This window comes from Halosolutus sp. YCN4, assembly GCF_059736495.1.
In genome coordinates this window covers 165,290-189,237 of sequence record NZ_JCASSM010000005.1, presented here as the reverse complement: position 1 = coordinate 189,237, position 23,948 = coordinate 165,290, and the positions used below count along the sequence as shown (strand labels likewise).

The window sequence follows — 23,948 nt, the reverse complement described above, 5'->3', positions numbered from 1 at the left end:
AGGTGGAGACGGGAGGGCTCATACGGACTGCTGTAGTCAATTACCGCCGATCGCCGACCCGTTCCGGAGATCGGCGGTACATAGTTACAGCAATCCGTATCAGTCGTCGTCCATCGGGGCCGTCACGGATTCGACGCGCTCGCCGCGTGGGCCCTCGAGATCGACTTTTGGGAGCAGATCACGGAGGTAGCGACCGGTGTGAGACTCGTCGAGTCGCGCGACCTCCTCCGGCGTGCCGGTGGCGACGATCTCGCCGCCGTTCTCGCCGCCCTCGGGACCGAGGTCGATGACGTGGTCGGCGTTCTTCACGAGATCGAGTTCGTGCTCGATGACGGCGACGGTGTTGCCGTTTTCCGTGAGGCGGTGGAGGACGTCGATCAGCTTGCGCTCGTCCTCGCTGTGGAGCCCGGTCGTCGGCTCGTCGAGCAGGTACAGCGTCTCGCCGGAGTCTTTCTTCCCCAGTTCCTCGGCGAGTTTGATCCGCTGGGCCTCGCCGCCCGAGAGCGTCGTCGAGGGCTGGCCGAGGCGCATGTAGTCGAGGCCGACGTCTTTCAGCAGTTTGAGCCGGCGACGGATCTGGCTCGAGGACTCGAAGAACTCGTAGGCCTCCTCGACGCTCATGCCGAGCACGTCCGCGATCGTCTTCCCCTTGTACGTGACGTCGAGCGTGGCGTCGTTGTACCGGGCGCCGTCACACTCCTCGCAGGGGACGTACACGTCCGAGAGGAAGTTCATCTCGATCTTGACGGTACCCTGGCCGCCACACTCCTCGCAGCGGCCGCCCTTGACGTTGAACGAGAACCGCCCCTTCTCGTAGCCGCGCTGTTTGGCGAGTTTCGTCTGGGCGAACAGTTCCCGGATGTAGTCGAAGACGTTGGTGTACGTGGCCGGATTGGAGCGGGGCGTGCGGCCGATCGGCGACTGGTCGATCAGCCGGACGGTCTCGATTTCGTCCAGCCCCTCGAGGCCGTCGTGGTCGCCGGGGATCACCGAGGTGTTGTCGTTCATCCGGCGGGCGAGGCCCTTGTACAGCACCTCGTGCATGAGCGTCGACTTGCCGGACCCCGAGACGCCCGTGACCGCCGTAAAGCACCCCAGCGGAATGTCCACGTCGAGGTCCTTCAGGTTGTGCTGTCGGGCCCCGAGAATCGTCAGCGCACCGTCGGGATCGCGGCGCTCGTCGGGGACGGGGATCTGCCGGCGACCGGAGAGGTAGTCGCCGGTGATCGACTCCTCGGACGCCTTGAGTTCGTCGACGGGGCCGTTGACGACCACTTCGCCGCCGCGCTTGCCGGGACCGGGACCCATGTCGATGACGTTGTCCGCCCGGCGCATCGTCTCCTCGTCGTGTTCGACGACGAGCAGGGTGTTCCCGAGGTCCCGAAGCTCCTCCAGGGTATCGAGCAGCCGATCGTTGTCCCGCTGGTGGAGCCCGATCGAGGGCTCGTCCAGCACGTAGAGCACGCCGACGAGGCCGGATCCGATCTGGGTGGCGAGGCGGATGCGCTGGCTTTCGCCGCCGGAGAGCGTCGATGCCTCCCGATCGAGGGTGAGGTACTCCAGTCCCACCTCGCACATGAATCCGAGACGGGCGCGAATCTCTTTGAGAATCTCCTCGGCGATCACCTTCTCGCGCTCGGTGAGGTCGGCCTCCATCGACTCGAAGTGCTCGAGCGCGTCGCCGATGCTCATCGCGTTGATCTCTGTAATGGAGGTGCCGTCGACCAGCACCGCGCGGGAGGCGGGCTTGAGGCGGGTGCCGTCGCAGGCCGGACACTCCGTGACCGACATGTAGTCCTCGATGTGTTCGCGGGTCGAGTCCGAGTCGGTCTCGACGTACCGGCGGTCCAGATTCGGGATGACGCCCTCGAAGCGCTTGCGCTTCCGGCGGGTTCCGTTCTTCGTATGCCGCTTGAACAGCACCTGCTCGCTGGTGCCGTAGAGGAACGCCTGCTGGACGTCCTCGTCCAGATCCTCGAACGGCGTCGACAGCGAGACGTCGAAGTGCTCGGCGACGGCGTCCAGCCGGGTCTGGTAGTACGATCGGTTGTAGCTCCATGGTTCGAAGACGTGCTTGAGCGGCTTCGACTCGTCCTGCAGGACGAGGTCCTCGTCGACCTCCTTGGTCTCGCCCAGCCCTTCACACTCCGGACAGGCGCCGTGGGGGGAGTTGAACGAGAACGATCGGGTCTCGATCTCCGGGACGTCGATACCGCAGTGGGTACAGGCGAGATCCTTCGAGAACTCGACGACGAACCGATCGTCCGAATCGGTTTCGTCGCCGAGCGCGCCCGTCCGGCGGGCTTCTTCGCCGAGGTCCGCGGCGGCCTCCTCGGGCGGGTCCGGGAGGATGACCTTCAGGACGCCCTCGGCCTCGTCGAGCGCCGTCTCGACGCTGTCGATGATCCGCGGCCGGTCCTCTGCGGAAACCTTCACGCGGTCGACGATGACGTCGATCGTGTGATCGAAGTTCTCGTCCAGGTCGGGGTCGTCGACCGTGAGGTCGTGTTCCTCGCCGTCGACCTCGACGCGGGCGTACCCCTCGGAGACGAGTTCCTCGAACAGATCCTCGAAGGCTCCCTTCTGGTCGCGGACGACCGGTGCGGCGAGTTTGGCCTTCGTTCCTTCCGGGAGTTCGAGGATGCGTTCGACCATGTTCTGTGCCGACTGCTCGCCGACCTCGCGACCACACTCGGGACAGTGCGGGGTGCCGACGCGGGCGTAGAGAAGACGGAGATAGTCGTGGAGTTCCGTCACCGTCCCGACGGTCGATCGCGGGTTGTTCGCCGCGTTCTTCTGGTCGATCGAGATCGCGGGCGAGAGCCCTTCGACGGTCTCGACCTGCGGCTTGTCCATCTGGCCGAGGAAGTTCCGAGCGTAGGCGGAGAGGCTCTCGATGTACCGGCGCTGGCCCTCGGCGTAGACGGTCTCGAAGGCGAGCGAGGACTTCCCCGACCCCGAGAGGCCGGTGACGACGGTGAACTCCTCCCGGGGGATCTGCACGTCGAGGTCCTTGAGGTTGTGCTCCTCCGCCCCGCGTACCTCGATGAACTCCTTGCTCATGGTCTGCTCGCGGAACCGATCTGTCTGGGTGGTCGATTCGGTGCTCGATCCATCGTGATTGCGTCAGTGGCCGAACGGACTTAACGGGTCTGAAAGGACAATACCATGTCGTGCGCTAACGTGCCTCTCGGCCGTGCGGGGACGATCGATCCGAAGTGCTCGTCGATCGCTGTCGACGGCACTGCCGCTCGTCGCGGCTGGCACCGTTGCCGGTCCCAACTGTCTTCGGGGTCCAGCCCCAACTCGTCGGTATGACCACCGATCGGGGGGACTCGCTGACCGTCGCGGAGTTCGTCGAGTACTGCCGGACGCAGGCTGGCCTCCTCTCGGGCCACGTCGAACGAATGGGCGAGGAGGCCCGGGAGTTGCTCGACGAGATCGACGCGGAGATGGCCGAGATCCGATCGCGACTCGAGGGCGGAGCCGCCGACGTCGGGGGCACTGCGGGGCCGTCGACGGCGACCCGGCCGAACGAGCAGGGGGTCGACCTCGAATCGATCGAGGAACTGGAGCGCGACCTCTCCGAGAAGCAGATCCTCGTCGACGCCAAACAGGCCCGGATGCAAGCGTTTCAGGACCTCGCAGCCGGCTACACCGACCTCGGCGAACGCCTCCAGGACGAGGTCGAGGACGGGCAAGAGGCGTTGACCCGCGTCATCGAGTTCGAAGCGGACCACGACGCGCCGGCCTACTTCGACGAGCGCCAGACGCTGTGTGAAGCCGCGATCGAGGCGGAGTCGTCGGACTCGGAGTGACGATCGGTGCCCCTGACAGCGCGGGGGACCGCTTATTTTCCTGCGCCGAGAGCTAGCCGGTATGTCGCTGACGACCCACAGGTGCACCTGTGGTGCAACCCTCCAGTTCCGCCAGGACATCCGGAAAGAGGAGACCGGCGTCTACCCGACCTGGAAGTGCAAGGACTGTGGCACGCCGGTCCCCGGCAAGACTGCCGAGAAGTTGCGACACCAGCATCCGTCGTGACGCTCTCGGTCGGTCGTGGTTCTCTCCCGATCGGTCGGACGGGGAATTCGCCCGCGGAGACGAGGCCAGGACGGCGAGAAACGGTCTCAGTCGCTACTAGCGTCCTCGTCCGCTGCCCGGACCGTCAGCACCGGCACCGTCGCCGTCCGCAGGACCCGTTCGGTCACGCTCCCGAGGAGGAGTCGATCGATCCCGCTGCGGCCGTGCGTCCCCATCACGAGCAGGGCCGCATCCCGCTCGGCCGCGTAGTTCCGGATCGTCCGGTCGGTCGATCCGTACCGGATCGCGGTCTCCGGATCGATGCCCGCCGACTCGGCCGTCGCGACGCCGTCGTCGATGATCCGCTGTGCGGCGTTCTCGAGTCGATCGAGCCTGAGATCGGTCCGCTCGTCGATTCCGGCCGGGGTCACGTCGACGACCGAGAGGAGGTGGACGGTCGCGTCGTGGTGGCGAGCGATCGACAGCGCCCGCTCGATGGCGGCGTCGGCGTGGGCGCTGCCGTCGATCGGGACCACGATCGTTTCGAACGGATACTGCCGCTCGACCTCGGCGGCACCCCGGACGACGAGGACGGGGACCTCGGCGTCGCGGACGACCGCTTCCGTCACGCTCCCGAGCAGGAGGCGGCCGACCCCGCTCCGCCCCCGCGTTCCCATGACGATCGCGTCGACGTCGCGGGTCGCGGCGTACTCGAGGATCGCGTCCTGTGGTTCGCCGGTGTGGATCTCGTCGATGACGGGCGCTCCAGCGTCGCCGGCCCACTCGCGACTGCTCTCGAGCGGTGTTTCCACCTCCGCCGGATCGGCGTCCGGATCGATCACGTGTAACACGTGGACGGTCACGTCCTCCGCGGCTGCGATCTCGCCGGCGTACTCGAGCGCGGCGTTTGCCGGGCCGCTCCCGTCGGTCGGAACGAGAATTCGGTCGAACATACGTTCCGTTCGTCGCACATCGACTTACAGGTATGCGACAGTTCCCGATCGGTGGGAGGACTCGCTCGCGGATCCGATCGGACGAGGTCGAGCGCGCGGTCAGGCTGCTCGCAACGCCTCGAGCACGGCGTCGACGTCCGCCTCCGTGTTGACCGCGTGGAGTGAGACGCGAACGGCCGCCGGATCGGGTAACGATCGGACGGCGATTCCCTCGTCCGCGAGCCGATCGACGGTCGCCTCGGGGTCGTCGACGGCGACCGTCACGAGGCCGCTCTCTGGCGATCGCGGGCTCAGTAACTGGTCCTCGGGGAGTCCGTCCGCGAGGCGGTCTGTGAGCGCGTCGATCCGGTCTGCGATGGTCTCGACGCCGATCTCCTCGTGGATGGCGATCGCTTCCGCCAGCCCCGCGTGAGCGACGGGCGTCGCCGTCCCCACCTCGAATCGTCGGCCACCCGGCAGGTATCGGTAGTCGGTCGCGCTCGGGTCGTCGACGCTCCGGTAGCCGATCGCGGCGGGCACGAGGTCGGCCGCGACGCCTTCGTCGACGTAGAGGAAGCCGGAGCCGAAGGGCGCGAGCAGCCACTTGTGGCCCGACGCGGCGACGAAGTCCGCGCCCCACGCGTCGACGTCGACGGGGACCTGGCCGGGCTCCTGGACGGCGTCGACCAGCACCGTCGCGCCGGCGTCGTGTGCGATGTCGACGATCTCGGCGATCGGCAGGCGGGTGCCGTGGGTCCAGGTGAGCGAACTCACGCAGACGAGCGTCGCGTCGGCGACCGCGTCGATCCCGTCGTCGATAGCGACGGTTCCGCGATCGGTCTCGAGCACGCGTACCTCGACCCCGTGTTCGCGTTCGAGCCGTCGCCACGGCAGGACGCCGGCGGGGTGTTCGAGGTCCGTCCGGACGACGACGTCGTCCTCGTCCCAGTCGAAGGCCCCGGCGACGCGGTTGATGCCGTCGGTCGTGCTCTCGGTCAGCGCGATTTCGTCCGGGGCGGCACCGAGCAAGCCCGCGACGGCGCCCCGCGCGTCGTCGTAGGCGTCGAACGCGGCGGGATACATGCCCGTCTCCATCGGCGACTCGTACTCGTGGCGTTCGAGCGCCGCTTGCGCCGCTTCGACGACGCGGCGCGGGCTGGGACCGCCGGCGCCCCAGTTGCAGTAGGTGCCGTCCTCGAGAGCAGGGATCGTCTCGCGAAGTTCCGTCGGATCCATCGCTCATCCCTTCGAGCCGCCCCGACATCGGTCTGGCGATCGTTCCTGGCCGTCGAGACCGAACCAGGCGAATCCGCGGCAGCCTACATCGGATTGATCGGGTGCTTCTTTGGCGGCCACGACGCCTCGCGTTTGGGCCCGTCCCGATCGAGCGCGCGTCGCAGTCGATCGCGGGTGTCCCGGGGATCGATTACGGCGTCGATACCGATCGCTTCGACGGCGCGGACGGGGCCGGTACGATCGACGAACTCGTCGATGAGTTCCTGGCGCTTCGCCTCTGGATCGTCGGCCGCCTCGTAGGCCTCGCGGTAGGCGATGTCGACGGCCCCCTCGATCCCCATGGCGGCGATCTCGGCCGTCGGCCAGACGACGGTGAGTTCGTTGTCGGTCGATCGGCCGCCGCCCATCGCGACGTAGCCGTAGCCGTACCCCCGTCGGAGGACGACGTTCAGCGTCGGTACCGTCGCGCGGTTGAGTTCGAACGGAAGTTTCGCGGAGTGGCGGGCGATCCCCTCGCGCTCGGAGTTCGGCCCCGGCATGACCCCCGGCACGTCGGTCAGCAGGACGATCGGGAGGCCGAAGGCGTCACAGATGCTGGCGAAGTGGGAGGCCTTGTCCGACGCGTCGGCGTCGATCGTCCCCGCCCTGATCCGGGGATTGTTCGCGATCACGCCGATCGATCGGCCGTCGAGGCGCGCGAAACCGGTGACGATATTCTGCGCGAACCGTGGTTTGAGTTCGAAGAACGACTCTCGATCGACGATCCCCTCGACGATCGCGTCGACGTCGTACCCCTTCTTTGGGTCGGCGGGCATCGCATCGACGAGTCGCTCGCTGGCGTCGTCGGTGGGAGGCCTCGGATCGTCGTCGATCGGGGCGTCTGTCTGTGCGTTCCGGGGCAGATAGGAGAGGTACTCCCCGATCGCGTCGAGACAGGCCTCGTCGTCGTCGACGGCGAGCGAGGCCATCCCCGTCTCGGCGGTCTGGAACCGCGCGCCGCCGAGTTCCTGCTTGCTGAGGTCGGTGCCCAGCGCGGCCTCGACGAGCGAGGGTCCGGCGACGCCCATCGTACTCGTCCCCTCGACCATCACCACGAAGTCCGACATCGCGGCCCAGTTCGTCGCGGCGGCGAACCCCGGCCCCATCATCGCCGACACGGTCGGGACCCAGCCCGAGAGCTTCGTCTGGAGCGTCGTCAGGCCTGCGTCGCCCTGTGCGAACGGCCGGGCGTCTAACCCCTCCTGGATTCGGTGGCCGCCCCCGTCGTGGAGCAGGACGACGGGGTACCCCTGTTCGAGGGCGAGGTCCAGCACGCGCTTGAGTTTGGTTCCGCCGGTGTGGCCGATCGAGCCCCCCTTGACGGTGAAGTCGGTCGCGGCGACCGCCGCCGGGCGACCGTCGATCTCGCCGATCCCGGTGACGATGCCGTCGGCCGGGGCGTCCTCGCGGCCCCAGTCGGCGGTCTCCGGCGTCGTCGGCGCTGGCGCGGCGAGTTTTCCGATTTCGTCGAAGGAGTCACACAGGTAGTCGATCCGCTCGCGGGCCGTGCGTTTCCCGCGCTCGTGCTGGGCGGCGACGGCGGCCTCGCGTCCCTCGTCGTCGACCGCGCGCTTCTCGCGCTCGACGCGATCGATCAGGTCCTCGACGGACGCGTCGTGTCGATCGGTCATCGCCGCTCACCCGCTCCGTGACCGATCGTCACCTCGGTGCCCTGGCTCGGCTCCGCCCCGATCGTCCGTGTCCGCGACCACTGTTTCATGCCACCACGTAACAAACATTGGATAATAAAACCACGGCTCGACTGAACGTTGGAAGCCACAGTAGGGTTCTGGCAAACAGTGGCAATTCCGGGCGTCTGTGTCCGGCCGTTTCGCTGTCGTGGTCGGTGACGTGTGCTCCCGGACCGACGGCCCGTCGTTCGGAACCGATCGCCGCGTCCGATTCGGCGGTCGTCAGATGGTGCCGCGCAGAACGACCTCTTCACCCACCGTGTCGAGCATGTCCTCCGTGACGACGTAATCCTCGTCGTCTTCGCCTTCCACGCCGAGTTTCGCGAGCAGGTGCTCCGCGACGCTGGGGTTCGGATCGACCGCGGCCCGGTTCCGGTCGACGCTCGCGACGATGCCGAGTTCTTTGCCCATCGCGTCGACGACCGTCTTGCCGACCGCATCGTCGGTGAGTGTGGCTGTCATGTGTTCGTGCTACGACGACGGTCGGGGTAACTGGGCGGCTTTCCCGTGCTTGCTCGGGTGACTGCACACGCGCCCCGGGGGTATTTGACCCGTGACGGCGACAGTACCGTCGACGGCGGCCGACAGTCACAGCACCATGACCCACACCATCGAAATCAGCGACGACCTCAGGGAGCGCATCGACAGCCACATCGAGGAGGACGAATCGTACGAGGAGTTCATCGAGGAACTGGTGTCGATCTACGAGACCGAAGGGGCGTTCCTCCAGGAGGGCTACTCCGAGTGACGTCCGGGGCGGGCCGGTCCTCGAGCGGGGACCCGTCGTCTCGAGCCCAGCCGCGCAGTTCGTGACGCCGGGCCACATCGGGCGGTACACTGGAGTATCGTCCCCTCGTAAAATCGGCTATGCACCTGCTGGTCGCCCTCGACGACTCGGCCCCGGCGTGGGCGGCACTCGAGTTCGCGTGCGAGGAACACGCCGACGACGAGATCACGGTGGTTCACGTCGTCGACCTCGCCGAGAGCGGGTACGGCGAGTTCGCCCACGTCGGGGCCGAGGGGATGGTCGAGCAACGGGAGGACGAGGCTGCGGCGCTGTTAGAGACGGCCCGCGATCGCGCGGCGGGCTACGACTGCACGATCGACACGGCCGTCATCCACGGTCGACCCGCGGACGTCGTCGTCGACTACGCGTCCGAGCACGAGGTCGATCGGATCGTCGTCGGCAGTCACGGCCGCACGGGCGTCTCCCGGATCCTGCTGGGAAGCGTCGCCGAGCAAATCGTTCGCCGAGCACCCGTTCCCGTGACGATCGCTCGCTGACGGTGCGCCAGAACCGCTACGACGATTCATATATCAGAGAAATGGTACGCGATCGCGACTGAATAAACTAATTAAGGACCGAGACAGTCCCGTTCCTATGAACAACCGCTACGATGTGGTCATCGCCGGTGCGGGCCCCGCCGGTGCCCAGTGCGCCCGGGACCTCGCCGCACGCGGGTACGACGTCGTCGTCCTGGAGACCGAATCGGAGGACGAGTTCCCGCGCCAGAGCAACAAGTCGACCGCGGGGACGTTCCCGTCGATGATGGCCGCGTTCGGGATTCCCGACGACGTGGTGATGCAGTACACCGACTCGGTCGTCCTCGAGTCGCCGACCGACCACTTCGTCCGTGAACAGCCCGGTGCCGTCCTCGAGTTCGCGGATTTCAAGCGCTACCTCGTCGCCGACGGCCGCGACGACGGGGCCGAGTACCGCTTCGACGCGCGGGTCACCGCCCCGATCATGGAGAACGGCGAGATCGTCGGCGTCACCTACAACGGCGACCAGGAGGTCTACGGCGAGATCGTCATCGACGCGACGGGGCCGGCCGCGCCGCTCGCGAAGCAACTCGGCGTCGTCGACCTCAAGCACGAGAACCACGCGATCGGCATCGAGTACGAGTTCGAGGGGATCGACATCGATCGGCCCGGCTTCGCGGACCTTCACGACGCGATGATGCTCCGACTGGACCACGAACTCGCGCCCGGCGGCTACTCGTGGATCTTCCACACCGGCGAGGACACGGCCAAGGTGGGCCTCTGTTACATCCGGAACGAACAGTACCACCAGTACGGCCGGGAAAGCTACAGCATCGACGACTACCTGGACCACTGGATCGACACCGACCCGCGACTCCAGGACGCCACGCGTCTCGAGGGGAAGATGCACCGCGGCTCCGCGCACATCCAGATGCCCGGCCAGCTCTACACCGATCGGTTCATGGCGATCGGCGACACCGTCCCGACGGTCGATCCGCTCTGGGGCGAGGGGATCCACAAGTGCATGAAGTCCGGGCGCGCCGCGGCCGCGACGGTCGACAGTTGTCTCAAACACGGCGACCTCGAACCGACGGCCGAGAACCTCGAGGTCTACGAGACCCTCTGGCACCGGGACGTCGCGCCGAACGTCCGGACCCGCCTGCTGATGACGAAACTCCTCTATCTCGCGCCCGACGAGCGCTACGATCGCCTGATGGCCGACCTGAACCGCCTCGACGACGACACCCTGGCCAAGGCAAACAAGGGCGACACCGCCGCGATCGCGAAACTCCTCCACGCCGGCGATCTGCCGTTGCTCGCCCGGTTCACGAAACAGGAACTCACGCTCGGCGACCTGCTGTGAGGACGCCGTCTCGGTCGATCCGCTCCGGCGGGCAGTAGCGTTTTCGGTGCTGGCGATCGAACTGCCGGCAATGTTCGATACGATCCTCGTTCCGACCGACGGGAGCGTCCACGCCGCGGCCGCCGTCGCGGACGGCTTCGAACTCGCTGCCGTCCACGACGCGACGGTCCACGTGCTCAGCGTCGCCGACGTCGGTCCGCTCGGCGGGCTTCGCCTGCCGGGCGACGCGACGAGTGCCGAGGAGGCGATCCGCCAGCAAGCCCAGGAGACGGTCGACGACGCGCTCGATCGCGCACCGGCCGATATCGACGTGACCGGGGCGGTTCGCGAGGGGCCGCCGGAATCCGAAATCCTCGACTACGTACGGGAGATCGACGCCGATCTCGTGGTGATGGGCTCCCGCGGCCGCGGCGGAGTACACCGGATGGCGGTCGGGAGCGTGACGGATCACGTCGTTCGGTTCGGCGACGTTCCGGTCTACGTCACGACTGCCGGCGAGGAGTCGCTCTAGCGGTCGCGATCGAGCGACGACTGTTCTGCGATCGACGGGGCCCCGGTCAGTCGCCCGCGTCGGCGGCGATCCGGTTTATCGCCGCGGTGCGCTGTCCGATCGTCCAGCCGAGCAACGCGAGGCCGGCGTACGCTCCGATTCCCGGGAGGACGTACGCCGCGGCGATCAGTTCCGGCGTGAATCCGAACGAGTCCAGCGCGAGGGCGAACAGCACGGAGAGCAAAAAGAGCGCGAGGCCGATGTCGCCGATCCGCATGTTCGGCATCGTCACGGGGCCGGCCCGCAGTCGTCCGGCCGCGTAGAACACGACCGCGAACGTCGTCCAGCCGGCCAGCAGGGTCAGCCCGGTCGTGAACGGGTCCTCGGGATAGTACCGCGGCAGGATCGAGAGGTGAAGTACCAGCGTAACGAGCGCCGCACTGGCGAGGAGGACGACGAGGGCCAGCGAGTGTCGGTCTGACGCCATCGTCGATCGTGACGGACGCGACGACCGTTAACCTGCTGGAACGGTTCTCGGCGTCGATCGAACACGGGCGACCCGATCGTCCGCGCCGTTCGTTTCGCCTGCGTTCCCGTCCGCTCGTTCTGTTCGCGTTCGATCGTCGCGTCCGCACCCGCCCTCGCTCACGTTTCGAGGAGGTCGGCCGTCCGCACCACCGTCGCGAACTCGCCGTCGAGGTGAGCGAGGGCGGTCCGGTGGACCGTCTCCGCGTCGAACGTCTCGCCGTCGAACGTCCGATCGAAGGTCGCCGTCGCGTCCGCGACGAGGGAGACGTCGAAGCCGCGATTCTCGGCCATCCGGGTCGTCGTCGACACGCAGTGGTCCGTCGTCAGGCCAGCGACGACGAGCGTCCCGTAGCCGCGGTCGCGGAGCCACGACTCCAGGTCGGTGTCGACGAACGCCCCGTTGACCGACTTCTCGAACGTCGGTTCGTCCGCGAGCGGTTCGGTCTCGGGTTTGAAGGCGTATCCCGGCCGATCGGGCCGCAGCGGCGAGTCCGGTTCGGTCGAGGCGTGGCGGACGTGGACGACGGGCCGATCGGTCTCGCGCCACCGGGCAAGGAGTGCAGCGGCGCGGTCCTCGGCGTCGGGGTTGTTCCGGGTCCCCCACGCGTCGGCGTCGAACCCCTGCTGGAAGTCGATCAGGAGGAGGACGGCGTCGTCCGGAACCGCCGGCGCGCCGTCCCTCGATCGCGCCGACGAGTGGTCGCCATCGTCGCCCGTCATGGCAGTCGTGCCGCCGGTTTCGGGTGATCCCGCGTGACCGTGATCGGACACTCCGCGGGGGCCTGCGCGTCGTCCTCCGAGAGCATGTACTGGGGCCACTCGCGGTCGCCCTCGACGCCCCAGTCGCCGAGGTCGGCGTGGGGACAGACGCCGTCGTACCCCTCGAGGCGGTCCTGGATGACGTTCCGGGCCCGCTGGCCCGCCTCGGTGTCGGCCGTCACGTCCATGCGCTCGAACAGTTCCCGGGGCTGGAACGTGATCTCGAGGCCGATCGGACAGTAGCGGCTCTTTCGCTCCTCGTAGAACGGCGCGCGACAGGTCGGGAACATCGGTTCGCCGCCGAGACAGAACTCCCAGTAGGAATCGTCGGGGTCCGTCGGGATGTCCTCGGGCCAGGGCTCCGGATCGTGGAGGTGCAGGGTCTGGAGAACGTGCCACAGCGCGTCGTGGTACTCCCGCTCGGAGAGGGGCTCTTCGGGCGGCCTGAAGAAGGTGACCAGCGACGCGCGCTCGGAGTGGTCCTCGTACACCTCGAGGTACTCGAGGATCCGATCGCGAAGCGTCAACAGCGCGTCGGCGTCCGACATCGACGGGACCGCGGTGTAGAGCGGATCCCCGTTCTGGACGGACTCGACGCCGAAGAAACACGGGAACGGGGTGTCGTTTCGCTCGCCGAGCAGTCCGTCACGGAACGACTCCCAGTGGGCGGCGACCCACTCCGGCGTCTCGCCCGATCGAACCCGCCGATCGAGCGTCTCCTGGTCCATCAGCGACTGGATTCCCGGCTCGTTCATCGAGCGGGGGTTAGGACTCGACCCCAAGGACGTTTTCGGTTCTGGACCGGTGCTACGCGCCCTCAGGAGCCGATTCGGATTCGACGATCGAACCACCAGCCGTTCGAGTTGCCGTCGGGATCAAACGTTTCCCGCCTGCCTCCCTATCCCGGCTATGACGCTCCGAACTGACGTCCTCGTCGTCGGCGGCGGGGCCACGGGCGCCGGGATCGCACGCGACCTCGCGCTGCGCGGCGTCGACGTGGCCCTCGTCGATCGCGGCGGCCTCGCGGGCGGCACCTCGAGTCGCTCGCACGGCCTGCTCCACAGCGGCGCGCGGTACGCGCCGGACGATCGCGCCGGCGCCGAGGAGTGCATCCGGGAACGACGGATCCTGGGGTCGATCGCCGGCGCGTGCGTACGCGACACGGGCGGCCTATTCGTCGAACTCGAGGACGACGACCCCGACTACCTGCGGGCCAAACACGACGCCTGCGTCGACATCGGCATCCCGGCGACGCTCCTGACCGCCGCGGAGGCCCGCGATCGGGCGCCCGATCTCTCCCCCGACGTGCGCCGGGCGATGGCGGTCCCCGACGCCGTGGTCTATCCCTCGCGACTCGTCGCCGCGAACGCCGAGGACGCTCGTGACCACGGTGCACGGATCCTCACGCACGCGCCCGTCGAGGGGATGCGCGTCGCGGGCGAGCGGATCGCCGGCGTTCGCGTCGGCGGCCGGGTCGACGACACGATCGATGCGAAATTCGTCGTCAACGCCGCCGGCGCGTGGGCGGGTCGAATCGCCGCCATGGCCGACGTCGACGTCGAGATGCACCCCAACCGGGGCGTGATGATCGCCGTCGACTACGCCGACCTCGACCCGGTGCTCAACCGGAGTCGCGATCCCGGCGACGGCGACATCGTCGTCCCCCACGCGGACGAGGTCGTTCTCGGGACGACGAGCGTCGACGTCGACGACCCCGACGACTTCGAGACCGCCGACTGGGAACTCGATCGGGTCCGCGAGGAGTGCGCGGCGATGCTCCCGCCCGTCGCCGAGGCCGCGACGATCCGAACGTGGTGGGGCGTCCGCCCGCTCTACGCGCCCGACGAGGCGGCCCGCGACGGCCGCGGCATCTCGCGGGGGTTCTTCCTGCTCGATCACGAGGTCGACGGGGTCGCGAACCTCGCGTCGGTCGTCGGCGGAAAACTCACCACGTACCGGGCGATGGCCGAGGCGACGGCCGATCTGGTCGCGGACCGACTCGGCGTCGACGCCCCCTCCGTCACGGCCGATCGCCGCCTGCCGGGGGCGGACGATCCGGCGCGTCTCGACGCGCTCGTCGCGGCGTTCGACGCGGGCGGGCCGTCGGACGCCGGCGTGAGAACGGCGGCCGATCGGGAGGAGCCGTAAGCCGCCCCGCGGTTCGAGTACGCCGCTCCGCTACACGTCTTCGGGCAACCAGCCGCCGTCAACCTCCACGTTCTCCCCGCTGATGTAGTCGCTGTCCGGATCGAGGAAGAAGTACAGCGGCTGGACCAGGTCCGCGAAGGAGGCGGGCCGACCGCGGGGCAGGTCGTCGGGGAACTCGTCGGAGTTCTCGACGACGTACGGCGAGATGGCGTTGACGGTGATCCCGTCGTCCTGCGTGTCCGCCGCGAGCATTCGGGTGAACATCAGGACGCCCGCTTTCGCCACGAAGTACGGGAAGTTCGTCGGGTCGACCAGCCCTTTCTCGCTCGAAGCGTAACCGACGTTCACGATTCGACCGTAGCCGGCCTCGCGCATGCCGGGGAGCGCCCGCTTCGAACAGAGGTAAGTCCCGTCGAGGTTCGTCTCGAGTACCCGGGTCCAGGTCTCGTACTCGAGATTCGCCCAGTGGGCGGGTGCGAAGTCGCCCACGTTGTTCACGAGGACGTCGACGGAGCCGAGTTCCGACTCGACGGCCGCGAAGAGGTCGTCGACGCTCTCGGGATCGGTGACGTCGCCCTGAACCGTCATCGCCTCGTCCGCGCCCCGTTCGCGCGCCCGTTCGGCCACGTCGCGGGCGGCGTCGGCGCTCGTGTGGTAGTGGACGGCCGTCCGCGCGCCGCAGTCGGCCGTCGACAGCAGCAGTTCGCGTCCGACGCCTTTCGCACTGCCCGTAACGAGTGCCGTCCGTCCGTCGAGATCGGGTCCGTCCATACCTCGTCGACGATGACTGTGTGGAAAAATCACCCGGAATCCGTCACGATTTCACGTATTCGTCCACTGACCCACCGTTTAGATTTCAAAAGTCCGGAACTTAAGTACGTCGCGCATCATTGTCGGGGTATGACGCTGGAAACTGTCCTGCTCGCCGTGGGACCGGGCGACGCCGATCGGATCGACGAACTGGCCGAAGCCGTCATCGAGGTCGCGAAACCGGCCGACGCGACCGTCGCGCTCGCCCACGTCTTCACGAGCAGCGAGTACGACGAGGTCGTGACGCGACTCGAGTTCGACGCCGACCACGACGAGATCGATCCCGACGAGGTCGCGATGCGACACTCGACGATCCGTGATCTGCAGTCGCTCCTGGACGAACACGACGTCGACTACGACGTTCGCGGTGCCGTCGGCGAACACGGCCCGACGATCGTCGACCTCGCGACCGACGTCGACGCCGATCGCGTCGTGGTCGGCGGCCGTCGCCGCTCGCCGACCGGGAAAGCGGTCTTCGGATCGACGGCCCAGGAGGTCCTGCTGTCGGCCCCGTGTCCGGTGACGTTCGTCCGGAGTGGGGAGTAAGCTCGCCTGTCGGTTCGACCCCGCGATCACTGAAAACGAGCGTAATACTGCGAGGACGGGAATACTTAAGCGGGTGGCAACGGCAACGTAGGGTTATGGCGATCGACACTGTTCTGCTCGCAGTCGGGCCCATGGATACCGTTCGTGCCGAGGAACTCGCGGAAACCGTTCTCGAGGTCGCGGAACCGCTCGGTGCGTCCGTCGTGATCGGGCACGCCTTCACGGAAGACGAGTACGAGCAGTTCCGGGAGGACCTCGGCTTCGAGGAACGCGTCGAGAACGTCGATCCCGACGCGGTCGCCGCCCGCCGGCCGCCGGTCGGCGAACTCGAGGACCTGTTCGCGGAAGCGGGCGTCGAGACCGAGGTTCGCGGCGCGCTCGGCGAGATCAGCGGGGCAGTCGTCGACATGGCGATCGACGTCGACGCCGATCGGATGGTCGTCGGCGGCCGTCGCCGATCGCCGGCGGAGAAGGCGGTGCTCGGCTCGGTCTCCCAGGAGATCATCCTGCAGGCGCCCTGTCCGGTGACGTACTTCCGGGACCTGGACGTCATGGAGTAGTCCGCGGACACGTCCGGACCGTTCTCCTCGTGCCCCGATACGGGAGTCGGTGTCCGTCAGTAGCCGATCGATCGGGCGACGGCTGTGCGATCGATCACCCTCGATCGCCCCGGTCCTTCCAGTCGCGTTCCTGCCGTCGTTCGCGGACGTGGCGCTCGCCGTCGGCGAGGTCACGGCGGACGCGGCGCTCGAGCCTCGTCGTTTCGGCCAGCAGGGTCTCCTGGAAGTCCTCGAGGACGTCGTAGGACCACCGATCCTCGTCGACGACGCCGTGGGGGAGGAGGTCGGTCCGGATCGCGTCGGCGAGTTCGTCGTGGTCGCTGTCCCTGAGCAGATCCTCCGCCTCGGCGAGGTGGTCCATCCCGTGTCCCGTCGCGTGATGGAACTCGATGAGACTACCCTGGGCGCGCTGGACCCACTCGAGGGCCAGTTCGACCTCGTGGAGCGCCTCCAGTTCCGTCTCGGTGATCGCCGGGCCCGGTTCGGCCCCGGACTCCGTGGATGAATCGTCGATGGCCATACGCTGAACTATGTCACACAGTGCCATACGACTGTCGCACGTCCCCACGATTCCCACCGCGTCACGACCGTCGGCCGACAGTGTACTCGCTGGCGAGTCAGGATCTGTTTAGTTAAGTACGGCGACGGCCGTCTCTCTGATAGCATGGTCTACTATGCGGGCGTCGACCTCGGCGCGACGAACGTGCGGGCGCTCGTCGCCGAGGCCGACGGGACGCCGATCGGTGTAAGTCGTCGGGCGACGCCGCGCGGTCCCACCGGCATCGACGTGACGGAGGGCGTCCTCCGGACGGTTCGCGAGGCGTGTGGGGATGCCGGCATCGCACCCGAATCGATCGCGGCCGCGGGCATCGGCTCGATCGGCCCGTTCGACCTCGCGGAGGGCGCGGTGATCGATCCCGCCAACCTGCCCGACTCGATCGATCGCATCCCCCTGACCGGCCCGATCGAACAGTTGATCGACAGCGACGAGGTCTACCTCCACAACGACACCACGGCCGGCGTCATCGGCGAGCGGTTCCACTCCGCGCGCAACCCCGACGACATGGTCTACGTCACGATCTCCTCGGGGATCGGGGCCGGCGTCTGCTGTGACGGCAACATCGTGAGCGGCTGGGACGGCAACGCCGGCGAGGTCGGCCACTACGTCGTCGACCCGCACGGCCGTCTCACCTGCGGCTGCGGCCACGACGGCCACTGGGAAGCCTACTGTTCGGGCAACGCGATCCCCGACTACGCGCGACTGCTCGCCGAGGACGATCCAACCATCTCGACCGAGCTGCCGCTCGACGGGCCCGACTTCACCGCGAGGGACGTCTTCGAGTTCGCGGGCGAGGACGAACTGGCCGACTACACGATCGAGCAACTCGCCCACTGGAACGCGATCGGCATCGCGAACGTCGTCCACGCGTTCGCGCCGATCGTCGTCTCCTTCGGCGGCGCGGTCGCGCTCAACAACGAGGACCTGGTCGTCGACCCGATCCGCGAACGGGTCTCGGAGATGGTGATGTCCAACGTCCCCGAGATCACCGTCACCGACCACGGCGACGACGTCGTCCTCGAGGGCGCGCTCGCGAGCGCCCTGACGGAGGGGACGGGCGATCGAGGTCGACTCGACCACTGATACGGATTGCTGTAACTATGTATCGCCGATCACCAGAACGGGGTCGGCGATCGGCGGTAATCGACTACAGCAGTCCGTACGAGTCGGTGTCGACGCGGGCGCGCGTACTGGTCGTACGGATCGCGCGTTCCGGTCGGTGACACACCGGAGCCCACATCGAGGACCCCTGTGTGTACATTGCAACGTTTATCACGATCGGGCATGTGTCGTGTATCTGTGTATCGACGAGCCCTCCTCCGGTCCGGCGCGATCGCCGGGGCGTCGCTGTCGGGTCTGCAGGCGGCTGCCGGCCCGTCGACTGCCGCAGTGGTCCAGGACGCCGACGCGTTCGAACCCCGTGGCCGCGTGTCCGTCGAGGGCGCGGCCGAAACGATCGTCGGCGACGACGGCGACGTCGCGTATCTCGCGGCCACGAACGGGTTCGTGACCGTGGACGTGAGCGATCCCGCCGACCCGACGATCCTCGCGGAGGAACGCCGGATCGAGGTCGACGGCCGCCGACTGACGGAGGTTCTCGACGTCGCGGTCGACGGCGATCGGCTGATCGTTCCCGGTCCGGCGAACCAGAACGGCGAGTTCTTCAACGGCGTTCTCGTGTACGACGTCGGCGATCCCGCCGATCCCGTCCGCGTCGCCGAGTACGAGACGGGCTATCACATCCACAACTGCTATCTCGACGGCGACGTCCTCTACGTCGTCGCCAACGGATCCGAAGAGGACGCCGACACGCCGGACGGAAACCGACTCGATGTCTACGACGTGAGCGACGACGAGGTGGAAGCGATCGGCGACTGGTCCTTGCTGGACCACGACCCGGAGTGGAGCGACGTCTTCTGGCTCGCCCGCTACCTCCACGACGCGTACGTCTCCGACGACGTCGCCTACCTCCCGTTCTGGAACGCCGGCACCTACCTCGTAGACGTCAGCGACCCGGCCGATCCCGAGTACATCTCTCACGTCCGGAGCACGGAACTCGAGGACCAACGGGCGATCGAGGACGGCCGAGAGGCCCAGCAGGCCCTGCCGGGCAACGACCACTACGCGGCGGTCGACGATTCGGGAGCGCTCATGGCGGTCGGCCGGGAGGCCTGGGCCACCGACGACAACGACACGGGCGGGCCGGGCGGGATCGACCTCTACGACGTGTCCGATCCGGAAGCGCCAGCGCGCGTGGCGTCGATCGATCCCCCGGAGACCGATGACGCGACGTACCGCGGCGGGGAGTGGACGACGTCTCACAACTTCGAACTTCGCGATGGCTACCTCTACTCGTCGTGGTACCTGGGCGGCGTGAAGATCCACGACGTCTCCGATCCGGCCGATCCCGTCGAGGTGGTCTCGTGGGAGGATCGCGAGACCGCGGGCTTCTGGACGGCACGCGTCGCCGCTCCCGGGGAGACGCTCGTCGCGAGCAGCACCGAGTTGATTCCAGGTGCCGGAACCGAGGGTGCACTCTACACGTTCCCGATCGACTCCGGCGAGGAGGAGGCCGACGACGCGACCGGCACGATTCCCGGATTCGCCGGGGTGGCCGGTCTCGCGGGTCTCGCCGGCGGGGTGGCCGGACTGGAGTGGGCTCGCCGCCGTCACGGCGGCGAATGACGAACCGGTGGCTTCCGCCTGGTCCCGATTCCTCGTGATCGTTCCTGATGGTCTGTTACCATGGATCAGACCTATTAGCGTCGGGTCCCTAGCCCCGCTGATGACTGACTCCGACGACGGGACGCCGCTCAAAGAGCGGGTCGAGAAGTGGCTCGCCCGCGAGATGCCGATCATCCAGATGCACGGCGGAACCAGCGCCGTCCGCAAGGCCGATCCCGAGACCGGCGAGGTCGTCGTCGAACTCGGCGGCGGTTGCAAGGGCTGTTCGGTCAGCGACGTCACGACGGGCAACATCGAGGCCGAACTCATCCAGTGGCCGGAGATCGACGACGTGACCATCCGGGTCCCGGACGCCCGCGAGAGCCTGGGCGGCCCCGATCAGGCCGAGTCCATCATGGGGATCGATCGGACCGAGGGCGGCCGCGGCGACTGGGGATCGTCGAACCCGGGCAAGGACCACCTCTAACAACTGGCGGCGTCCGCACGGTCGATCCGCGCCGATCGAATCGGGCCCTACAGCCGTTTGCCGCTCGTTGACAGGGTCGGATAGTTTTGGGAAGTCCTATATCCTTTTACGCGCCCATTACGGAGTCGTATACCATGACGACGTGTGGACGCCCGCAAGCGGGAGGTGTCGGCGATGGATAACGCCGCCGACGCCGGGGACGAACCGGACGGGGACGCCGAGACCGACGGCGGTGTTCGCGCCTACACCGTCCGACTCGAACTCGTCGACGAACCCGGCGAGTTGCTTCGCGCGCTCAAACCGATCTCCGACAACGGCGGGAATCTCCTGAGCATCCACCACGAACGCGGCAACATCACACCTCGCGGGCACATCCCCGTCGAGGTCGACATGGAGTGTCCGCCCGATCGGTTCGACGACATCGTCGGGGGACTGCGCGACGCCGGCGTCAACGTCATCCAGGCCGGTGCCGAGCGCTACGGCGAGGAGATCAGCGTCGTACTCGTCGGCCACCTCGTCGCGAACGACCTCTCGGGGACGCTCTCGCGGATCGAAGACGAAGCCAGCGCCGTCGTCCTCAATCTCTCGCTGACCGCGCCGGAAGGGACCGAAGGCCTCGCCAGCGCCCGGGTTCGCCTCGCGATCGACTCCGGCCAGACGACCGAGGCCCTCGAGTCGATCCGGGCGATCGGTTCGGCGAAGGACCTCACCGTCGTCGAACCACTGCTCGGAGGTGATGCCTGATGCGACTCGCCGTCCTCGGTGCCGGGGACGTCGGACGATCCGTCGCCGACCTCGCCGGCGAGTACGGCCACGAGGTCGTCGCGATCGCCGACTCGACCGGCGCCGCGATCGACCCCGACGGGATCGACGTCGAACAGACCCTCGAACGCAAGGTCGGCGGCGAGGCCGTCGGCACGGGCGACCCCGAGGCCGTCTTCGAGACCGACTACGACGCGCTCGTCGAGGCTACCCCGACGACGCTGGGCGACGCCGATCCCGGCTTCACGCACGCGAAACGTGCACTCGAAGCCGATCGGCACGTCGTCTTGGCGAACAAGGGCCCGGTCGCCGAACGCTACGAGGACCTGCGGGCGATCGAAGCCGAGAGCGCGGGGTCGATCCGGTTCGAGGCGACCGTCGGCGGGGCCATTCCGGTGCTGTCGACGATCGAGGACTCGACGCCACAGGCCGTGACCGCGGTCCGGGGCGTGCTCAACGGAACGGCAAACTTCATCCTTACGCGGATGGCCGCCGAGGGACTCGACTACGAACACGTCCTCGCGGAGGCCCAGGATCTGGGCGTCGCGGAGGCCGATCCGACCTTCGACGTCGACGGCACCGACGCCGCGCTGAAGTTCGTCATCCTCGCGAACGTGCTGGCCGACGGCGGCTTCGCGCTCGACGACGCCGACGTCACGGGGATCCAGGACGTCCCCGGCAGCGCCCTCGACCTCGCGGCCGAGGACGGCCGGACTATCCGCCTGATCGGCGAGGCGACCCGCGACGGCGTCCGCGTCGGCCCGCGACTCGTCCCGGAGAACGGCGCGCTCGCGGTCACGGGGACGCGCAACATCGTCCAGATCGAGACCAAACACGCCGGCAGTCTTCACAACAGCGGCCGCGGTGCGGGCGGCCCGGAGACGGCCACGGCCGTCCTGTCGGACGTCGGCCGACTCCCGGACCTGTAACCGGGACGTGCCGCTCCCCGGAACCGGAAACCGGTACGTGGCACCTCGTCGGATTGCTGCGGCTCTCGTTTCGCATCCACGATCTTGCGTCCGGTTCGTCTCACGTCTCCGATCCTGCCGCGATTCAGGGTCGACTCCGCTCGACTCCACGACGCCGTTCCCCGATCGTCCGCTCTGCGGTGGCGCCGGTCCCGACGAGCGAGGCCGAGTCAGGGCCAGGACTCCATGGCTGTCGGTGTCTCGTCGTGCCGGACTCGATCGAGATCGATCGACGTTACGGATTGCTGTACCGATTTACCGGCGCAACCGCGATCCAGGCGGTGGTTGCGCCGAAAATGACTTACAACAAACCGTAGTGAGCGCGGTCGCCGAAACCATGTGTACGAGACACAAACCGCCAGAGGGCGCCGGGTTCGTCCGAATACGCTTTCGAAATGGTTTTAACCGCAACGAGCAAAAGAGACCGATATAAGCGCCTCTGCGCGTGAGCTACAACAATGAGCGAACAACACCAGAACCTGGCCATCATCGGCCACGTTGACCACGGGAAGAGTACGCTCGTGGGACGCCTCCTCTACGAGACGGGGAGCGTACCAGAGCACGTCATCGAACAGCACCGCGAGGAAGCCGAGGAGAAGGGCAAGGGCGGCTTCGAGTTCGCCTACGTCATGGACAACCTCGCCGAAGAGCGCGAACGCGGTGTCACCATCGACATCGCCCACCAGGAGTTCTCGACCGACGAGTACGACTTCACCATCGTCGACTGTCCTGGTCACCGCGACTTCGTCAAGAACATGATCACGGGCGCGTCCCAGGCGGACAACGCCGTCCTCGTCGTCGCCGCTGACGACGGCGTCGCGCCCCAGACACAGGAGCACGTCTTCCTGGCCCGCACACTCGGGATCGACGAACTCATCGTCGGCATCAACAAGATGGACATCGTCGACTACGAGGAGTCGACCTACGACGAGGTCGTCGAAGAGGTCACCCAGCTGCTCAAGCAGGTCCAGTTCAACACGGAAGACGCCTCGTTCATCCCGATCTCGGCGTTCGAGGGCGACAACATCGCCGAGGAGTCCGACAACACGCCGTGGTACGACGGCGAAATCCTGCTCGAGGCCCTGAACGACCTGCCGGTGCCGGAGCCGCCGACGGACGCGCCGCTTCGACTCCCGATCCAGGACGTCTACACGATCTCGGGTATCGGTACCGTCCCCGTCGGACGGATCGAGACCGGTGTCATGAACACCGGCGACGACGTCGTTTTCCAGCCCAGCGACGTGGGCGGCGAAGTGAAGACGATCGAGATGCACCACGAAGAGGTGCCCAAGGCCGAGCCCGGTGACAACGTCGGATTCAACGTCCGCGGCATCGGCAAGGACGACATCCGCCGCGGTGACGTCTGTGGCCCCGCCGACGACCCGCCGAGCGTCGCCGAGACGTTCCAGGCCCAGATCGTCGTCATGCAGCACCCCTCGGTCATCACGGCCGGCTACACCCCGGTCTTCCACGCCCACACGGCCCAGGTCGCCTGTACGATCGAGTCCATCGACAAGAAGATGGACCCCTCGAGCGGCGAGGTCGCCGAGGAGAACCCCGACTTCATCCAGTCGGGCGACGCTGCTGTGGTCACTATCCGACCGCAGAAGCCCCTCAGCATCGAGCCGTCCAGTGAGATCCCCGAACTCGGGAGCTTCGCCATCCGCGACATGGGTCAGACCATCGCAGCCGGCAAGGTCCTGAGCGTCGACGAGAAATAAATGCAGCAGGCACGCGTTCGACTCGCGGGCACGAGCCCGGACGACCTGGACGACATCTGCGACGACGTCCGCGAGATTGCGAACAACACCGGCGTCAACCTGAGCGGTCCGATCCCGCTGCCGACGAAGACCCTCGAGGTGCCGACCCGGAAGTCGCCTGACGGCGAGGGCACCGCGACGTGGGAGCACTGGGAGATGCGCGTCCACAAGCGCCTGATCGATCTGGACGCCGACGAGCGCGCGCTCCGTCAGCTCATGCGCATCCAGGTGCCGAACGACGTCTCGATCGAGATCGTCCTCGAAGACTGACGATCGCGATCGGAACCGCCGAGCGAGTTTTCGCTTTCTTTGGGTCCGAGCCGTAGCTGTGCGGTCGTCGATATCGTGACTGCGGGAGCC

The 23,948-nt window shown here is 67.5% G+C and carries 26 protein-coding genes; 16 read left to right on the top strand and 10 right to left on the bottom strand.

Features of this window, described 5'->3' with window-relative positions:
- Positions 1-99: 99 nt before the first annotated feature.
- Positions 100-3,063 (bottom strand): excinuclease ABC subunit UvrA, encoded by a 2,964-nt coding sequence (gene uvrA, locus AC6I6X_RS18630; protein ID WP_497932058.1) that lies wholly within the window; start codon positions 3,061-3,063, stop codon positions 100-102.
- A gap of 251 nt (positions 3,064-3,314) precedes the next feature.
- Between uvrA and AC6I6X_RS18625 the strand changes: the two genes are divergently transcribed.
- The gene (locus AC6I6X_RS18625) at positions 3,315-3,818 is read left to right on the top strand and encodes a hypothetical protein (protein WP_497932057.1); all 504 of its coding nucleotides are present in this window, start codon (positions 3,315-3,317) and stop codon (positions 3,816-3,818) included.
- Positions 3,819-3,879: 61 nt separating this feature from the next.
- Positions 3,880-4,044, top strand: coding sequence for a hypothetical protein (locus tag AC6I6X_RS18620; protein ID WP_250140407.1), 165 nt, complete (start codon positions 3,880-3,882; stop codon positions 4,042-4,044).
- Between the two features lie 86 nt (positions 4,045-4,130).
- Here AC6I6X_RS18620 and AC6I6X_RS18615 read toward each other — a convergent pair whose 3' ends face one another.
- The 4 genes from AC6I6X_RS18615 to AC6I6X_RS18600 all read right to left on the bottom strand — a co-directional run bounded on the left by AC6I6X_RS18615 (position 4,131) and on the right by AC6I6X_RS18600 (position 8,383).
- The gene (locus tag AC6I6X_RS18615; protein WP_497932056.1) at positions 4,131-4,976 is read right to left on the bottom strand and encodes a universal stress protein; all 846 of its coding nucleotides are present in this window, start codon (positions 4,974-4,976) and stop codon (positions 4,131-4,133) included.
- 99 nt (positions 4,977-5,075) lie between these two features.
- Positions 5,076-6,191, bottom strand: a complete 1,116-nt coding sequence (locus tag AC6I6X_RS18610; RefSeq protein WP_497932055.1) for an aminotransferase class V-fold PLP-dependent enzyme — start codon at positions 6,189-6,191, stop codon at positions 5,076-5,078.
- Positions 6,192-6,274: 83 nt separating this feature from the next.
- Complete coding sequence (locus AC6I6X_RS18605; RefSeq protein ID WP_497932054.1) at positions 6,275-7,861, bottom strand: acyl-CoA carboxylase subunit beta; 1,587 nt, start codon at positions 7,859-7,861, stop codon at positions 6,275-6,277.
- A gap of 282 nt (positions 7,862-8,143) precedes the next feature.
- A complete protein-coding gene (locus tag AC6I6X_RS18600) occupies positions 8,144-8,383 on the bottom strand; it encodes a DUF8593 domain-containing protein (RefSeq protein ID WP_497932053.1) in 240 nt (79 codons plus the stop codon).
- A 136-nt stretch (positions 8,384-8,519) separates the two neighbouring features.
- Between AC6I6X_RS18600 and AC6I6X_RS18595 the strand changes: the two genes are divergently transcribed.
- From AC6I6X_RS18595 to AC6I6X_RS18580, 4 genes are all read left to right on the top strand, one after another.
- Positions 8,520-8,669 (top strand): DUF7557 family protein, encoded by a 150-nt coding sequence (locus tag AC6I6X_RS18595; RefSeq protein WP_497932052.1) that lies wholly within the window; start codon positions 8,520-8,522, stop codon positions 8,667-8,669.
- Positions 8,670-8,788: 119 nt separating this feature from the next.
- Positions 8,789-9,205 (top strand): universal stress protein, encoded by a 417-nt coding sequence (locus tag AC6I6X_RS18590; RefSeq protein WP_497932051.1) that lies wholly within the window; start codon positions 8,789-8,791, stop codon positions 9,203-9,205.
- Between the two features lie 97 nt (positions 9,206-9,302).
- A complete protein-coding gene (locus AC6I6X_RS18585) occupies positions 9,303-10,547 on the top strand; it encodes a digeranylgeranylglycerophospholipid reductase (protein ID WP_497932050.1) in 1,245 nt (414 codons plus the stop codon).
- A gap of 70 nt (positions 10,548-10,617) precedes the next feature.
- Complete coding sequence (locus tag AC6I6X_RS18580; RefSeq protein ID WP_497932049.1) at positions 10,618-11,058, top strand: universal stress protein; 441 nt, start codon at positions 10,618-10,620, stop codon at positions 11,056-11,058.
- A gap of 46 nt (positions 11,059-11,104) precedes the next feature.
- On the opposite strand, the gene AC6I6X_RS18575 is transcribed toward AC6I6X_RS18580, so the two are convergent.
- From AC6I6X_RS18575 to AC6I6X_RS18565, 3 genes are all read right to left on the bottom strand, one after another.
- A complete protein-coding gene (locus AC6I6X_RS18575; RefSeq protein ID WP_497932048.1) occupies positions 11,105-11,524 on the bottom strand; it encodes a hypothetical protein in 420 nt (139 codons plus the stop codon).
- Between the two features lie 158 nt (positions 11,525-11,682).
- Entirely contained in the window at positions 11,683-12,285 is a 603-nt protein-coding gene (locus AC6I6X_RS18570; RefSeq protein ID WP_497932046.1) for a cysteine hydrolase family protein, read from the bottom strand.
- Positions 12,282-13,079 (bottom strand): YqcI/YcgG family protein, encoded by a 798-nt coding sequence (locus AC6I6X_RS18565; RefSeq protein WP_497932045.1) that lies wholly within the window; start codon positions 13,077-13,079, stop codon positions 12,282-12,284. The genes AC6I6X_RS18570 and AC6I6X_RS18565 overlap by 4 nt, the downstream gene beginning before the upstream one ends.
- 154 nt (positions 13,080-13,233) lie before the next feature.
- Between AC6I6X_RS18565 and AC6I6X_RS18560 the strand changes: the two genes are divergently transcribed.
- Positions 13,234-14,472: an FAD-dependent oxidoreductase gene (locus AC6I6X_RS18560; RefSeq protein WP_497932044.1), complete on the top strand. Its 1,239-nt coding sequence runs from the start codon at positions 13,234-13,236 to the stop codon at positions 14,470-14,472.
- A gap of 30 nt (positions 14,473-14,502) precedes the next feature.
- Here the strand turns inward: AC6I6X_RS18560 and AC6I6X_RS18555 are convergent, their stop codons facing one another.
- On the bottom strand, positions 14,503-15,243 hold the full coding sequence (locus AC6I6X_RS18555) for an SDR family NAD(P)-dependent oxidoreductase (RefSeq protein WP_497932043.1): 741 nt from the start codon (positions 15,241-15,243) through the stop codon (positions 14,503-14,505).
- A 129-nt stretch (positions 15,244-15,372) separates the two neighbouring features.
- Here AC6I6X_RS18555 and AC6I6X_RS18550 point away from each other — a divergent pair, with 129 nt between their 5' ends.
- Positions 15,373-15,828 (top strand): universal stress protein, encoded by a 456-nt coding sequence (locus tag AC6I6X_RS18550; RefSeq protein ID WP_497932042.1) that lies wholly within the window; start codon positions 15,373-15,375, stop codon positions 15,826-15,828.
- Between the two features lie 95 nt (positions 15,829-15,923).
- Entirely contained in the window at positions 15,924-16,388 is a 465-nt protein-coding gene (locus AC6I6X_RS18545; RefSeq protein WP_497932041.1) for a universal stress protein, read from the top strand.
- Between the two features lie 94 nt (positions 16,389-16,482).
- Here AC6I6X_RS18545 and AC6I6X_RS18540 read toward each other — a convergent pair whose 3' ends face one another.
- Positions 16,483-16,908, bottom strand: a complete 426-nt coding sequence (locus AC6I6X_RS18540) for a hypothetical protein (protein WP_497932040.1) — start codon at positions 16,906-16,908, stop codon at positions 16,483-16,485.
- Positions 16,909-17,052: 144 nt separating this feature from the next.
- Between AC6I6X_RS18540 and AC6I6X_RS18535 the strand changes: the two genes are divergently transcribed.
- From AC6I6X_RS18535 to rpsJ, 7 genes are all read left to right on the top strand, one after another.
- Entirely contained in the window at positions 17,053-18,030 is a 978-nt protein-coding gene (locus tag AC6I6X_RS18535) for an ROK family protein (RefSeq protein ID WP_497932039.1), read from the top strand.
- Between the two features lie 216 nt (positions 18,031-18,246).
- On the top strand, positions 18,247-19,632 hold the full coding sequence (locus tag AC6I6X_RS18530) for an LVIVD repeat-containing protein (protein ID WP_497932038.1): 1,386 nt from the start codon (positions 18,247-18,249) through the stop codon (positions 19,630-19,632).
- Between the two features lie 100 nt (positions 19,633-19,732).
- Positions 19,733-20,098 (top strand): NifU family protein, encoded by a 366-nt coding sequence (locus AC6I6X_RS18525; RefSeq protein WP_497932037.1) that lies wholly within the window; start codon positions 19,733-19,735, stop codon positions 20,096-20,098.
- A 174-nt stretch (positions 20,099-20,272) separates the two neighbouring features.
- Positions 20,273-20,842, top strand: a complete 570-nt coding sequence (locus AC6I6X_RS18520) for an amino acid-binding protein (RefSeq protein ID WP_497932036.1) — start codon at positions 20,273-20,275, stop codon at positions 20,840-20,842.
- A complete protein-coding gene (locus AC6I6X_RS18515) occupies positions 20,842-21,789 on the top strand; it encodes a homoserine dehydrogenase (protein WP_497932035.1) in 948 nt (315 codons plus the stop codon). The genes AC6I6X_RS18520 and AC6I6X_RS18515 overlap by 1 nt, the downstream gene beginning before the upstream one ends.
- Positions 21,790-22,286: 497 nt before the next feature.
- Complete coding sequence (gene tuf, locus AC6I6X_RS18510; protein WP_497932034.1) at positions 22,287-23,549, top strand: translation elongation factor EF-1 subunit alpha; 1,263 nt, start codon at positions 22,287-22,289, stop codon at positions 23,547-23,549.
- Positions 23,550-23,858, top strand: a complete 309-nt coding sequence (gene rpsJ / locus AC6I6X_RS18505) for a 30S ribosomal protein S10 (protein ID WP_004215311.1) — start codon at positions 23,550-23,552, stop codon at positions 23,856-23,858.
- Positions 23,859-23,948: the final 90 nt, after the last annotated feature.